5 protein-coding genes, 21 tRNA genes and 2 rRNA genes are annotated in these 14,159 nt (G+C 43.2%); all 28 read right to left on the bottom strand.

The window, feature by feature from the left end; all coding sequences use genetic code 11:
- Window positions 1-20 precede the first annotated feature (20 nt).
- The 28 genes from ACZ9EE_RS22460 to ACZ9EE_RS22325 all read right to left on the bottom strand — a co-directional run bounded on the left by ACZ9EE_RS22460 (window position 21) and on the right by ACZ9EE_RS22325 (window position 14,052).
- The gene (locus ACZ9EE_RS22460) at window positions 21-2,417 is read right to left on the bottom strand and encodes a glycogen/starch/alpha-glucan phosphorylase (protein WP_476030687.1); all 2,397 of its coding nucleotides are present in this window, start codon (window positions 2,415-2,417) and stop codon (window positions 21-23) included.
- The gene (gene glgA, locus ACZ9EE_RS22455) at window positions 2,407-3,858 is read right to left on the bottom strand and encodes a glycogen synthase GlgA (protein WP_476030685.1); all 1,452 of its coding nucleotides are present in this window, start codon (window positions 3,856-3,858) and stop codon (window positions 2,407-2,409) included. Before glgA ends, ACZ9EE_RS22460 begins: the two co-directional genes overlap by 11 nt.
- Window positions 3,855-4,886, bottom strand: coding sequence for a GlgC family sugar phosphate nucleotidyltransferase (locus tag ACZ9EE_RS22450; RefSeq protein ID WP_476030683.1), 1,032 nt, complete (start codon window positions 4,884-4,886; stop codon window positions 3,855-3,857). Before ACZ9EE_RS22450 ends, glgA begins: the two co-directional genes overlap by 4 nt.
- Before the next feature lie 46 nt (window positions 4,887-4,932).
- Window positions 4,933-6,078, bottom strand: coding sequence for a glucose-1-phosphate adenylyltransferase (locus ACZ9EE_RS22445; protein ID WP_476030681.1), 1,146 nt, complete (start codon window positions 6,076-6,078; stop codon window positions 4,933-4,935).
- Window positions 6,026-7,969, bottom strand: coding sequence for a 1,4-alpha-glucan branching protein GlgB (gene glgB / locus ACZ9EE_RS22440; RefSeq protein WP_476030679.1), 1,944 nt, complete (start codon window positions 7,967-7,969; stop codon window positions 6,026-6,028). The genes ACZ9EE_RS22445 and glgB overlap by 53 nt, the downstream gene beginning before the upstream one ends.
- A gap of 628 nt (window positions 7,970-8,597) precedes the next feature.
- Window positions 8,598-8,669, bottom strand: a tRNA-Glu gene (locus ACZ9EE_RS22435).
- A gap of 7 nt (window positions 8,670-8,676) precedes the next feature.
- Window positions 8,677-8,767: transfer RNA gene (locus tag ACZ9EE_RS22430), tRNA-Ser, on the bottom strand.
- Window positions 8,768-8,778: 11 nt separating this feature from the next.
- Window positions 8,779-8,853 (bottom strand) — tRNA-Asn (locus ACZ9EE_RS22425).
- Between the two features lie 33 nt (window positions 8,854-8,886).
- Window positions 8,887-8,963 (bottom strand) — tRNA-Ile (locus ACZ9EE_RS22420).
- A 6-nt stretch (window positions 8,964-8,969) separates the two neighbouring features.
- Window positions 8,970-9,043, bottom strand: a tRNA-Gly gene (locus tag ACZ9EE_RS22415).
- A gap of 13 nt (window positions 9,044-9,056) precedes the next feature.
- Window positions 9,057-9,132, bottom strand: a tRNA-His gene (locus tag ACZ9EE_RS22410).
- Window positions 9,133-9,163: 31 nt separating this feature from the next.
- Window positions 9,164-9,239 (bottom strand) — tRNA-Phe (locus ACZ9EE_RS22405).
- Window positions 9,240-9,245: 6 nt separating this feature from the next.
- Window positions 9,246-9,322: transfer RNA gene (locus ACZ9EE_RS22400), tRNA-Asp, on the bottom strand.
- A gap of 2 nt (window positions 9,323-9,324) precedes the next feature.
- Window positions 9,325-9,398: transfer RNA gene (locus ACZ9EE_RS22395), tRNA-Met, on the bottom strand.
- 203 nt (window positions 9,399-9,601) lie between these two features.
- Window positions 9,602-9,694, bottom strand: a tRNA-Ser gene (locus tag ACZ9EE_RS22390).
- 14 nt (window positions 9,695-9,708) lie between these two features.
- Window positions 9,709-9,785 (bottom strand) — tRNA-Ile (locus ACZ9EE_RS22385).
- Window positions 9,786-9,809: 24 nt separating this feature from the next.
- A tRNA-Met gene (locus ACZ9EE_RS22380) sits at window positions 9,810-9,886 on the bottom strand.
- A gap of 15 nt (window positions 9,887-9,901) precedes the next feature.
- A tRNA-Ala gene (locus tag ACZ9EE_RS22375) sits at window positions 9,902-9,977 on the bottom strand.
- A gap of 19 nt (window positions 9,978-9,996) precedes the next feature.
- A tRNA-Pro gene (locus tag ACZ9EE_RS22370) sits at window positions 9,997-10,073 on the bottom strand.
- 8 nt (window positions 10,074-10,081) lie between these two features.
- Window positions 10,082-10,158, bottom strand: a tRNA-Arg gene (locus ACZ9EE_RS22365).
- Between the two features lie 17 nt (window positions 10,159-10,175).
- Window positions 10,176-10,264, bottom strand: a tRNA-Leu gene (locus ACZ9EE_RS22360).
- An 8-nt stretch (window positions 10,265-10,272) separates the two neighbouring features.
- Window positions 10,273-10,344: transfer RNA gene (locus ACZ9EE_RS22355), tRNA-Gly, on the bottom strand.
- A 29-nt stretch (window positions 10,345-10,373) separates the two neighbouring features.
- Window positions 10,374-10,458, bottom strand: a tRNA-Leu gene (locus ACZ9EE_RS22350).
- Window positions 10,459-10,490: 32 nt separating this feature from the next.
- Window positions 10,491-10,566 (bottom strand) — tRNA-Lys (locus ACZ9EE_RS22345).
- Between the two features lie 10 nt (window positions 10,567-10,576).
- Window positions 10,577-10,649, bottom strand: a tRNA-Thr gene (locus ACZ9EE_RS22340).
- A gap of 19 nt (window positions 10,650-10,668) precedes the next feature.
- Window positions 10,669-10,744: transfer RNA gene (locus ACZ9EE_RS22335), tRNA-Val, on the bottom strand.
- A 7-nt stretch (window positions 10,745-10,751) separates the two neighbouring features.
- Window positions 10,752-10,867 (bottom strand): 5S ribosomal RNA (gene rrf, locus ACZ9EE_RS22330).
- A gap of 250 nt (window positions 10,868-11,117) precedes the next feature.
- Window positions 11,118-14,052: ribosomal RNA gene (locus ACZ9EE_RS22325) — 23S ribosomal RNA — on the bottom strand.
- Between the last annotated feature and the right edge of the window lie 107 nt (window positions 14,053-14,159).

Below are 14,159 nucleotides of genomic sequence, written 5' to 3'. Positions count from 1 at the left end.
GGCAGGCAGAAGCTTTTTACTTATTTAAGGGACTTAATTCTCCAAATATCATCAGCATATTCCCTAATCGTACGATCGCTTGAAAAATAGCCAGCATTAGCAATGTTCGCTAAACTCATTCTTTGCCAATCGCTCTTATCAGTAAATGTTTCACCAATTTGCTCCTGCACTTTCGCATAGGAAGCGAAATCCTTTAAAACAAAATATTGATCATTTTCCTCAAGTAATGAATCAAAAATTGGTTCGAATTCATTATTAACACCCGGAAAGAATCCATTTACGAGTTGATCAACCGCTTGCCTGATTCGGTAATCATGATGATAATATTCCCGTGAATGGTAGCCGCCATGCTGATAATAATGCAGGACTTCATCAGAAGTTAAACCGAATGTAAATATATTTGATGGGCCGACTAATTCTTTAATTTCTATATTTGCCCCATCCAAAGTACCAACTGTTAAGGCGCCGTTAATCATAAACTTCATATTCCCCGTACCAGAGGCTTCTTTACTTGCAGTTGATATCTGTTCACTAACATCTGAAGCTGGGAAAATCTTTTCAGCTAGGGAAACCCGATAATTCTCGAGGAAAATCACCTTTATTTTATCCCCAACTATTGGATCATTATTGATTTTTTCAGCCACCGTGTTAATAAGTTTAATAATTTTTTTTGCATAATAATAACCAGGCGAAGCCTTTGCACCAAATATAAACACTCTTGGGACAATCGCATAGCTAGGATCTTCTTTTATCCGGTTATATAGGTGCATGATGTGTAAAACATTTAAAAGCTGGCGTTTGTATGCATGCAGCCTTTTAACCTGTACGTCAAAAATAGCCCCAGTATCCACTTTAACCCCAGTTTTATCTAAGATGATCTCGGCAAGCCTTTGCTTATTTTCATTTTTTATATGTAAAAGCTGATCTAAGAAGGAGGTATCATTTTTAAATTTAAGCAAATGAGTAAGCTCTTCGGCAGACGATGTCCAAGAAGGTCCAATTGCATCTGTAATAAGGGCAGATAAACTTGGATTTGCTTTTAATAACCAGCGGCGGTACGCAATACCATTTGTTTTATTATTGAATTTCTCGGGGTATAGCTGATAAAATTGATTCATTTCCCGCTTTTTTAATATTTCGGTATGTAGCTTTGCGACACCATTTACACTAAAGCTTCCAACAATGGCCAAATGGGCCATTTTCACAAAATTATCAGCAATGATAGCAAGATTACAAATTCTTTGCCAATTGCCAGGGGTTTGTTCCCAAAGTTCGCGGCAGAAACGTTCATTGATCTCTTCGACAATCATATAAATCCGCGGCAATAATGGTTGAAAAATATGAATTGGCCATTTCTCGAGTGCTTCTGAAAGCGTCGTATGGTTTGTATAAGAGATCGTTTGTTTTGTTATATCCCATGCCTGTTCCCATTCATACCCTTCCTCGTCAATTAGAACTCTCATAAGCTCGGGGATTGCCAAAACAGGGTGTGTATCATTAATATGGATACAAACATGTTCATGCAGTTGATCTAAGCTGGAATGTTGTTTTCGGTAAGTTCTTAAAATCGATTGAATACTGGCAGACACTAAAAAGTATTGCTGCTTCAACCTTAAGATTTTTCCCTCGTCATGGGTATCATCTGGATATAAAAATTCGGAAATCGACTCTGTCTCACGCTTATATCTTAATATATCAGCATCGATTGGAAATTGTGATGGCTCGGCATTCCACAACCGTAAAGTATTAACCGTTGATGTGTTATATCCGATCACTGGCATATCATGAGGGACTGCTGTAACGGTTTCAGCATTAAGATGCTGAAAGACGAGACGTCCATTTTCCATCCTCGATTCGACTTTCCCCCAAAACGGAACTTTAACAGCACTATCCAGTTTCCGTATTTCCCAGACATTTCCGCTTCGCAGCCATTGTTCGGGAAGTTCCACTTGATAGCCATCTACTATTTTCTGCTCAAACAACCCGTGCTTATAACGAATGCCATGCCCATGTCCAGGCAAATTAAGCGAGGCAAGTGAATCTAGAAAACAAGCGGCTAACCTTCCTAATCCGCCGTTTCCTAATCCCGCATCACTTTCTAACTCCTCAAGCTGATCCAGATCAATTCCTAAATCCTTAAGTCCTGTCTGTACTGTTTCCTCTACACCTAAATTAATTAAATTCTGACGTAATAATTTTCCTAATAAATATTCAATCGACAGATAGTATACCTGCTTACCTTGGGCTGCAAGATATTGTTCATTTGTCGCAATCCAGTCATTGCTGACAAACTCCCGAATCATGCTGCCAAGGGTTTGATACTGATCCCGCGCTGAACTTTCAGAAAAGCTCTTCCCACATAGCATCTCAAGTCTTTTCAGGAAGGTTGTTTTAAACAATGCTTTACTAGAAAACATGAGTTTCACTCCTTGAGACAAGCTCCGCATAAAGCTGGCTGTAACTAAATGCAGATTGTGCCCAGCTATAGTCCTTTTCCATCGCCTGCTTAACAATCGATTCCCAAACAGGTTTATCATAATAGAAGCTTAACGCTCGTTGAATAGTATAAAGCATGTCATGAGCATTAAAGTTTTGGAAGGAGAATCCATTCCCTTTACCAGTATATTCATTAAAAGCTTTCACCGTATCATTTAAGCCGCCAGTTTCGCGAACGATTGGTATCGCACCATATCTCATTGCAATCATCTGTCCAAGTCCGCATGGTTCAAATTGCGATGGCATTAAAAACAAGTCAGCGGCCGCATAGAGCTTATGGGCAAGTTCCTCGCTAAATCCTGTATAGACCTTTAATTTATCAGGATAAACCCTGGCTGCTTGTCGTAAATATTCTTCATATTCAAAATCACCTGTTCCAAGTATAATAACTTGAACATCCTCTTGCAATATTTCCCGGAGTACACACTTTACTAAATCCAGACCCTTTTGTTTCGTCAGCCTTGTGATCATCACAAGCAAAGGAGTTGCAGCACTTTGTGGCAAGCCAAATTGCTTTTGAACTTCTTTCTTATTAACTGACTTTTTGGAATAGGAATCCACTTTATAATTTTGAAAAATTAATGGATCAATCGCTGAATTGTAAAACTCTTCATCAATTCCATTTAAGATTCCAATCAGGTCTTCATTTCTTGCCCGCAATAGTCCGTCTAATTTCTCACCGTAGGCAGGACTTTGGATTTCCTCTTTGTAGGTAGGGCTAACAGTGGTGATTTTATCCGCTGCCACAAGGCCGCCCTTCATAAAATTAATATTCCCAAAAAACTCTAAATGGCCGGATTGGAAAGAGGTATAATCCAATCCCAATAAATCCCCCAAGACCTCTTTTGGAAAAATCCCTTGAAACTGTAAATTATGAATCGTAAATACAGTCTTTATTAAACCATACCCTTTTCGCTTGTAATACTCCGTTCTTAAAAGGTAAGGAATCATCGCAGTATGCCAGTCGTGGCAATGCAGGACATCTGGATAAAAGTCAAGCTGTGCAATTGCCTCAAGGATAGCCCGATTTAAATAGGCAAATCTCTCGCCATCATCGAAATAACCGTACAAGCCTTCCCGTTTAAAGTAATATTCGTTATCAACGAAATAATAGGTAATCCCCTGGTGTGTAAGCTCTTCAATTCCACAATATTGATTTCTCCAGCCTACTGAAACCGTAAATTCCTTGATTTTTTTCATTTTTTCTTTATACTCTTCGGAAATGGTTCCATATTTCGGAAGAATCACTCTTACATCAGTACCAAGGCTCTTTAATTCTTTTGGAAGTGATCCGGCAACATCTGCGAGTCCCCCTGATTTTGCGAATGGGCCACATTCCGATACAGCGAATAAAATTTTCACGAGTTCATCAGCGCTCCTTGTTTCGTTCCTTTACGGATGACGTAAGGGGCATGTGCAGTTCCTACTAAATACGTACCTGCCTCTACCTTTACATCCTTGTCTAAAATAACAGAATCTAAATAACAGTTCTCCTCAATTTGACACTTTTGCATAATTATGCAATTCTTAATTACTGCCCCTTCACCAATCTTTACCCCACGGGCGACAATACTGTTTTCCACCGTCCCGCTAATATGACAACCGTTTGCAATCATCGCATTTTTCACCACGGACTCTTTGACATATTTAGTTGGCGGTTCATCCTTAACCTTTGTAATAATTGGCTGGTCTTTTAAAAATAATTGTTTCCATATTTTTGGGTCGAGTAATTTCATACTAGTAGTGAAATAGCTGTCAATCGAATCTATCATTACGGAATAACCGTTATATTCATAGTGACAAATGGAATACTCATGAGAAAGATCATTTACAACATCCTTCATACAGGTATACCCTGTTTCATGTCTAGTTTCAATTAATTTAATCAGTAGTGACGTCTTAATTAGATACATTTCCATCGAGCGCCCATCTTGGTGACGAATTTCAGTTATATCGCATTTAGCCTCATTATGCCACTCTAATATTGGTTTGATGTTCATATTAAAAATAGTGTTACAGTTAGCAATGATTGCATATTCTTGCGTGCTTCGGTAAAAATAATCCATATTAGCCGCAAAATGTTCAAATGAACCAATTTTATTACCATCACTATCTACAATCGGAGATGGAAAGAAGAAAAGCCCATCTCGCTTACGATTCAAATCCCAATTTTTCCCTGAACCTAAATGATCCATGAGGGAACGATATTGCATTTTTGGAAAAATTGCTACACTGCGAATTCCTGAATTGACCATACTTGAAAGAACAAAGTCGATAATACGGTAACGTCCTCCAAATGGCAATGCTGCGAGTGAGCGATGGATTACCAAATCCTCTAAATCTTCGTGGTAGGTTGTTGCATCTATAACACCTAATAGCTTTCTTTTCACTCCAAATTCCCTCCTGTTTTTTTATTAAATACCCATCTCTTTTAATCTATATTGCAGGGTATAGTCCGCTTAACATCTCTTCCGTTACGAGAATAATCTCATCATCAAACGAGCGAATCACTGTACCAGCAGGTATTTTGACCTCACCAGGTACAATTGCTTTTTCAATTAAACAGTTTTCACCGATTTCAGCATCCGGCATAATGACTGACTCTTTAATAATCGAGTTTTTACCGACTGTCACACCTTGAAATAGTACGGATTTTTCTATCTTACCTTCAACCGTACAGCCTTCATTGATCATAGACTCTTTTACTATAGCCTCTGGAGAGATATATTGCGGAGGCTGATTGGGGTTAACAGAATAGATTCTCCAATCATTTTCAAATAAATCTAAATCACACTCGTCTCCCAGTAAATCCATATTTGCTTCCCATAGACTTTGGACTGTTCCAACATCCTTCCAATAACCTTTAAAAGGATAAGCAAACAATTTTTTATTTTCGTCTAAGAGCAATGGGATGATGTCCTTCCCAAAGTCATGGCTTGAATTAGGATCACGGTCATCCATCTCTAAATATTCCTTCAAAATACTCCAGTTGAAAATATAAATGCCCATAGAGGCAAGATTATTCTTTGGATGGCTTGGCTTTTCATCAAATTCTGTAATTCTCAATTCTTCGTTCGTATTCATAATCCCAAAACGGCTGGCTTCTGCCCATGGAACCTCTATTAACGAAATCGTAGCATCGGCTCTTTTCTCAATATGGTATTCAAGCATACTCTCGTAGTTCATTTTATAAATATGGTCACCGGAGAGGATTAAAACGTATTCAGGCTGGTATTGTTTTAAATAATTTAGATTTTGAAAAATAGCACTGGCGGTTCCGGTATACCATTTAACTTCTGATGACTCAGCATATGGAGGCAAAACTGTTACACCGCCGTCTTTGCGGTCAAGGTCCCAGGCGCTTCCTATACCGATGTAGGAATTTAATAAAAGCGGCTGATATTGGGTTAACACCCCAACAGTATCAATACCAGAGTTGGCACAATTGCTTAATGTAAAGTCAATAATTCGGTATTTCCCTCCAAAAGGTACTGCAGGCTTCGCTAATTCCTTTGTAAGCGAATTAAGTCTACTTCCTTTCCCTCCTGCTAACAACATGGCTACGCACTTTTTCTTTACCATTTCCTTTTCTCTCCTTCCGCTTTTTAACTGGCCTTATAATTTGAAAACCGAACGGTGGTATGGCAACCTCAAATGAAAATGGCTGACCATGATAAGACTCTTCAGAAGCTAATATGGTCTTCTTATTCACCATTTCATTCCCACCGAACTCTTGGTAATCACTATTAAAAATCTCACGATATTCGCCCGCCTTCGGAGCACCAATCCTATAAACTGGATACCCTACTCCCGTAAAGTTGCAGACGATAATTAATGTATCTTCTTCCTTTTTTCCTTTTCGAAAGAAGGAAAAAATAGATTGGGAACTGTTATTCGCATCAATCCATTCAAAACCATCCCTTAAATGATCCAATTCATAAAGAGCCTTTGAGCGTTTATATAATTTAGTTAATACTTTTACATATGTGTTTAACTTGCGGTGCATGTCATAATCCAATAAGTTCCAATCTAGTTGTTCTTTATCCTTCCATTCCGCAAATTGACCGATTTCAAACCCCATGAATAATAGTTTTTTTCCAGGATGGGCAAACATATATCCAAGCAGCAGCCTTAGTTGAGCAAATTTCTCCCAATACTCGCCCGGCATTTTGTCCAGCAGGGACTTTTTCCCATGGACTACTTCATCATGAGAAAATGGGAGCATAAAATTCTCGGAAAAAGCATATAAAAGTGAAAACGTTACCTTAGAATGAACCTTTGACCTAGAATAAGGCGGTGTTTCCATGTACTCAAGCATGTCATTCATCCAGCCCATATTCCATTTGTAATCAAAGCCTAAACCGCCGTAGTGTACAGGCGCTGTTACTTGAGGATAATCCGTAGAGTCCTCCCCAATCATGAGAAAATGGGGATCGAAATCATGTACTTCTCTATTCAATTTTTTTAAGAAATTAATTCCAAAGGGATTTTCGCGCTTTCCGTTAGTGGTGTCCGGCCAATATATAATATTTGCTACCGCATCCATTCGAAAGCCATCAATGTGGAAGTAATCAATCCAATATAACGCATTTGAAATTAAGAAACTTTGGACCTCACCTTTTCCTAAATCGAAATTTGCCGTCCCCCATACTACATTTTCTCTGTCATAAACAGTGTCATATGAATAAATATGGGTGCCATCAAATCGGTAGAGTCCGTGAGCATCCTTGCAAAAATGACCTGGTACCCAGTCTAGTATCACACCAATGCCTTGCTGATGGCACTGGTCCACAAAATATCTAAAATCATCTGGTGTGCCATACCTGGAGGTCACAGAAAAATAACCCGTACCCTGGTATCCCCATGAGGCGTCAAGCGGGTGCTCGATGATTGGTAAAAGTTCTATATGGGTAAATCCATGCTCTATTACATAAGGGATAAGTTCAGCGGCTAGTTCCTTATAGGTTAGGTAGCTGTCATCTTCTTTTTTCTTCCAGGATCCTGCATGGACTTCATATATAATTGCCGGATCCGATAAAACATTCTTTTTTTCTCTTCGATTCATCCATTGTTCGTCTTGCCAATCATAACTGTTTAAAGAATATACAATCGAAGCGGTGTGGGGCCTTAATTCTGAATAAAATGCAAACGGGTCAGCCTTAAGGAGCTTTTCACCTGAAGATGTTATAATCTCGTACTTATAAATACAGCCTTCTAAATTTTGATTAAGGACAATGATCCAAACGCCCTCATCATTTACCTTTTGCAATTCATATCCTTCACCATTCCAGTTGTTAAAATTTCCCGCGAGCCTAACCTTAGCGGCATTAGGAGCCCAAACGCAAAATCGTGTATGTACCTTATCGGAATTCTTAAAGATATGAGCGCCAAAAAGCTGATGACTCTGGAAGAAGCTGCCTTCATGAAATAAGTGCAGCTGATAATCTGTCGGATATAGTGTGTTCACCGTCATGGCTCTCCTCATCTCACTGAAAATATGTATTTCTTTGACCAATTATAATTGCAAATGGCCCAGATGCCTTGTAAAACTTTTTTATCTTTTTTGACAATAACTGAGTAATTCAGCCACTAAGTTACAATACCCAACATCATACGACACTAAACCACAAATTTTCCTACATCATTCGACAAATATCTAGTATCTTTTTTTGAATATTTCTATGTAATTAACTGTGAAAAGCTATTTTTTCAATAATAAAAATTGTAGTAAACATTTTAAGTAAAATGTAGTAAATGTAAACGGTATCAATGTTTCCTAAAATGATGGGGTTTAAATAAAGTTATATTAAAATAATGAATAGAGTGTATAAATTGCAGACGAAAGGCAGCAAAGCCGGACCAAAGTAGGGTGAATTTTAGTACAAAGGGACCATTATTTCTTGAGAAAGAAAAAAGTGCACCAGGTATTTATTGTAGGAGTAAATTAAGAACATAGCAGGTCATATTGATGTAGGATCTGATAAAAGGTGTACGTTAATAGAGGTTGATTAACAGGAGTGGAATTGAAATAGGCAGGACTCACCTAAATATAAAATAAGCGCACAAAAAAACTGATAACGATTGTTATCAGTTTTTTTGTATGACCCCTACGGGATTCGAACCCGTGTTACCGCCGTGAAAGGGCGGTGTCTTAACCGCTTGACCAAGGGGCCGTTCTTATGGCGGAGAAGGAGGGATTTGAACCCTCGCGCCGGTTACCCGACCTACACCCTTAGCAGGGGCGCCTCTTCAGCCTCTTGAGTACTTCCCCATAAAATAAAATGGCTCCGCAGGTAGGACTCGAACCTACGACCGATCGGTTAACAGCCGATAGCTCTACCACTGAGCTACTGCGGAACAATAAAAATTATTTTGTTTTGCAAAAAACTATGGTGGGCCTAAATGGACTCGAACCATCGACCTCACGCTTATCAGGCGTGCGCTCTAACCAGCTGAGCTATAGGCCCACATGTTGGAGCGGGTGATGGGAATCGAACCCACTACATCAGCTTGGAAGGCTGAGGTTTTACCAGTAAACTACACCCGCAAATTGTTTTAAATGGGGCGGCTGATGGGAATCGAACCCACGAATGCCTGAACCACAATCAGGTGCGTTAACCACTTCGCCACAGCCGCCATAAATTATTATATTTATTTATCAAAAAAATGGTGGCTCAGGACGGAATCGAACCGCCGACACAAGGATTTTCAGTCCTTTGCTCTACCGACTGAGCTACTGAGCCAACATATGGCGGTCTGGACGGGACTCGAACCCGCGACCTCCTGCGTGACAGGCAGGCATTCTAACCAACTGAACTACCAGACCAATTGCGGGGACAGGATTTGAACCTGCGACCTTCGGGTTATGAGCCCGACGAGCTACCGGACTGCTCCACCCCGCGATAGTAAAAAGTATTAAGTTTGGAGTATGCTCCATGTTTTGTTACTGACTGTCCCCATCTCAGAAAGCTTAATCAAGCAGCAGCTCGATGGGTACAACTCGCAGATTATTCATTGTAGCAACGCTCGTTGCTCCACCCCGCGATAGTAAAAAGTTTTTAATTTTTGAGCAGGCCCATAGTAACTTATAATAATAAGAATGGTATGGAGGAGGAAGAGGGATTCGAACCCCCGCGCGGTTTGACCCGCCTGTCGGTTTTCAAGACCGATCCCTTCAGCCGAACTTGGGTATTCCTCCGAATTTTAAACTACTGGTGGACCTTGTAGGACTCGAACCTACGACCGGACGGTTATGAGCCGTCTGCTCTAACCAGCTGAGCTAAAGGTCCAAGTAATAGTATTTAAATAATAGTTGGTAGCGGCGGAGGGGATCGAACCCCCGACCTTACGGGTATGAACCGTACGCTCTAGCCAGCTGAGCTACACCGCCATCATCTAATCAAATTGGTGGAGTCTAGGGGGATCGAACCCCTGACCTCCTGCGTGCAAAGCAGGCGCTCTCCCAGCTGAGCTAAGACCCCATTATAGTTAAGAAGTTCATGGTCGGGAAGACAGGATTCGAACCTGCGACCCCTTGGTCCCAAACCAAGTGCTCTACCAAGCTGAGCTACTTCCCGATAAATAATGGCGCGCCCGAAAGGAGTCGAACCCATAACCTTCTGATCCGTAGTCAGACGCTCTATCCAATTGAGCTACGGGCGCATTATTCATTTCTTAAATGGTGCCGAGGACCGGAATCGAACCGGTACGGTAGTCACCTACCGCAGGATTTTAAGTCCTGTGCGTCTGCCAGTTCCGCCACCCCGGCAACATGAGAGCGGAAGACGGGATTCGAACCCGCGACCCCCACCTTGGCAAGGTGGTGTTCTACCACTGAACTACTTCCGCATATATGTTGAGTTGTTTTAATTTCAAAATGGTGCGGGTGAAGGGAGTCGAACCCCCACGCCTTGCGGCGCCAGATCCTAAGTCTGGTGCGTCTGCCAATTCCGCCACACCCGCAATATTGAAAGCTTATTTCTATCGTAAAACTATGGTGAGCCATGAAGGACTCGAACCTTCGACCCTCTGATTAAAAGTCAGATGCTCTACCAACTGAGCTAATGGCTCGTACTAAAGGTGCCGGCGAGAGGACTTGAACCCCCAACCTACTGATTACAAGTCAGTTGCTCTACCAATTGAGCTACCCCGGCGTAAAGAAAGAAATAATTATGGTGGAGGATGACGGGATCGAACCGCCGACCCTCTGCTTGTAAGGCAGATGCTCTCCCAGCTGAGCTAATCCTCCGTATACAGCCTGGCAACGTCCTACTCTCACAGGGACAAAGTCCCAACTACCATCGGCGCTGAGAAGCTTAACTTCCGTGTTCGGTATGGGAACGGGTGTGACCTTCTCGCCTTAATTACCAGACTATTTATTCGACACTATTTTATTATAATGTCTTTTTTTTATTTTGCAAGAGAAATTTTTTTTTTTCATTCTCTCAAAACTAGATAATGTAGAAGAAACTTCATAATAACGAGTTCGCCTTATAGACTTGGCTAGCTGCGGCTCCTAACTTCTCGGCCGTTTCGATCCGTCCCTACGAATCCAAAATCAGGATTTGCAGCGCCGGCCTCCAACGTCTGTCGAAGTTGTACAGTCGCCTCCGCTTTTCTATTTGGTTAAGTCCTCGATCGATTAGTATCAGTCAGCTCCACATGTCGCCACGCTTCCACCTCTGACCTATCAACCTGATCATCTTTCAGGGATCTTACTAGCTTGACGCTATGGGAAATCTCATCTTGAGGGGGGCTTCATGCTTAGATGCTTTCAGCACTTATCCCGTCCGCACATAGCTACCCAGCGATGCCTTTGGCAAGACAACTGGTACACCAGCGGTGCGTCCATCCCGGTCCTCTCGTACTAAGGACAGCTCCTCTCAAATTTCCTGCGCCCACGACGGATAGGGACCGAACTGTCTCACGACGTTCTGAACCCAGCTCGCGTACCGCTTTAATGGGCGAACAGCCCAACCCTTGGGACCGACTACAGCCCCAGGATGCGATGAGCCGACATCGAGGTGCCAAACCTCCCCGTCGATGTGGACTCTTGGGGGAGATAAGCCTGTTATCCCCGGGGTAGCTTTTATCCGTTGAGCGATGGCCCTTCCATGCGGAACCACCGGATCACTAAGCCCGACTTTCGTCCCTGCTCGACTTGTAGGTCTCGCAGTCAAGCTCCCTTGTGCCTTTACACTCTACGAATGATTTCCAACCATTCTGAGGGAACCTTTGGGCGCCTCCGTTACTCTTTAGGAGGCGACCGCCCCAGTCAAACTGCCCACCTGACACTGTCTCCCACCCCGATAAGGGGTGCGGGTTAGAATTTCAATACAGCCAGGGTAGTATCCCACCGACGCCTCCACCGAAGCTGGCGCTCCGGTTTCTCAGGCTCCTACCTATCCTGTACAAGCTGTACCAAAATTCAATATCAGGCTACAGTAAAGCTCCACGGGGTCTTTCCGTCCTGTCGCGGGTAACCTGCATCTTCACAGGTACTATAATTTCACCGAGTCTCTCGTTGAGACAGTGCCCAGATCGTTACGCCTTTCGTGCGGGTCGGAACTTACCCGACAAGGAATTTCGCTACCTTAGGACCGTTATAGTTACGGCCGCCGTTTACTGGGGCTTCGATTCAGAGCTTCGCGTGAGCTAACCCCTCCTCTTAACCTTCCAGCACCGGGCAGGCGTCAGCCCCTATACTTCGCCTTGCGGCTTCGCAGAGACCTGTGTTTTTGCTAAACAGTCGCCTGGGCCTATTCACTGCGGCTCTTCGAGGCTATGAACCCCAAAGAGCACCCCTTCTCCCGAAGTTACGGGGTCATTTTGCCGAGTTCCTTAACGAGAGTTCTCTCGCTCACCTTAGGATTCTCTCCTCGCCTACCTGTGTCGGTTTGCGGTACGGGCACCTTTTATCTCGCTAGAGGCTTTTCTTGGCAGTGTGGAATCAGGAACTTCGGTACTATATTTCCCTCGCTGTCACAGCTCAGCACATACGAGAAGCGGATTTTCCTGCCTCTCAGCCTTACTGCTTAGACGCACATATCCAACAGTGCGCTTACCCTATCCTCCTGCGTCCCCCCATCACTCAAACGATAAAGAGGTGGTACAGGAATATCAACCTGTTGTCCATCGCCTACGCCTTTCGGCCTCGGCTTAGGTCCCGACTAACCCTGAGCGGACGAGCCTTCCTCAGGAAACCTTAGGCATTCGGTGGATGAGATTCTCACTCATCTTTCGCTACTCATACCGGCATTCTCACTTCTAAGCGCTCCACCAGTCCTTACGGTCTAGCTTCAACGCCCTTAGAACGCTCTCCTACCACTGACACCAACGGTGTCAATCCACAGCTTCGGTGATACGTTTAGCCCCGGTACATTTTCGGCGCAGAGTCACTCGACCAGTGAGCTATTACGCACTCTTTAAATGGTGGCTGCTTCTAAGCCAACATCCTGGTTGTCTAAGCAACTCCACATCCTTTTCCACTTAACGTATACTTTGGGACCTTAGCTGGTGGTCTGGGCTGTTTCCCTTTTGACTACGGATCTTATCACTCGCAGTCTGACTCCCACGGATAAGTCTTTGGCATTCGGAGTTTGTCTGAATTCGGTAACCCGATGAGGGCCCCTAGTCCAAACAGTGCTCTACCTCCAAGACTCTAACTACGTGAGGCTAGCCCTAAAGCTATTTCGGAGAGAACCAGCTATCTCCAAGTTCGATTGGAATTTCTCCGCTACCCACACCTCATCCCCGCACTTTTCAACGTGCGTGGGTTCGGGCCTCCATCCAGTGTTACCTGGACTTCACCCTGGACATGGGTAGATCACCTGGTTTCGGGTCTACGACCACATACTCATACGCCCTATTCAGACTCGCTTTCGCTGCGGCTCCGTCTCTTCAACTTAACCTTGCATGTAATCGTAACTCGCCGGTTCATTCTACAAAAGGCACGCTATCACCCATTAACGGGCTCTAACTACTTGTAGGCACACGGTTTCAGGAACTATTTCACTCCCCTTCCGGGGTGCTTTTCACCTTTCCCTCACGGTACTGGTTCACTATCGGTCACTAGGGAGTATTTAGCCTTGGGAGATGGTCCTCCCTGCTTCCGACCGGATTTCACGTGTCCGGCCGTACTCAGGATCCACTCAGGAGGGAACGAAGTTTCAACTACAGGGCTTTTACCTTCTATGACGGGCCTTTCCAGGCCGCTTCATCTACCCCGTTCCTTTGTAACTCCATGTTGAGTGTCCTACAACCCCAAGAGGCAAGCCTCTTGGTTTGGGCTAATCCCGTTTCGCTCGCCGCTACTTAGGGAATCGCGTTTGCTTTCTCTTCCTCCGGGTACTTAGATGTTTCAGTTCCCCGGGTCTGCCATCAATACCCTATGTATTCAGGTAAAGATACTGCTCCATTACGAACAGTGGGTTTCCCCATTCGGAAATCTCCGGATCAAAGCTTACTTACAGCTCTCCGAAGCATATCGGTGTTAGTCCCGTCCTTCATCGGCTCCTAGTGCCAAGGCATTCACCGTGCGCCCTTTCTAACTTAACCTAAAAGGTTTACTCTATTTAATAGAGAGAAAAAACTAAAATGGCGATTTTACTCGGTTTTTACTTGGTTTCTTCTATACGATTATCTAGTTTTCAAAGAACGATTAA

Source organism: Bacillus sp. URHA0034 (assembly GCF_056280405.1).
This window is presented reverse-complemented; position numbering and strand designations above follow the sequence as displayed.

Coding starts and splice junctions, on each gene's coding strand:
- ACZ9EE_RS22460 (WP_476030687.1), bottom strand. CDS start 2,417: ATGTTTTCTAGTAAAGCATTGTTTAAAACAACCTTCCTGAAAAGACTT.
- ACZ9EE_RS22445 (WP_476030681.1), bottom strand. CDS start 6,078: ATGGTAAAGAAAAAGTGCGTAGCCATGTTGTTAGCAGGAGGGAAAGGA.
- glgB (WP_476030679.1), bottom strand. CDS start 7,969: ATGACGGTGAACACACTATATCCGACAGATTATCAGCTGCACTTATTT.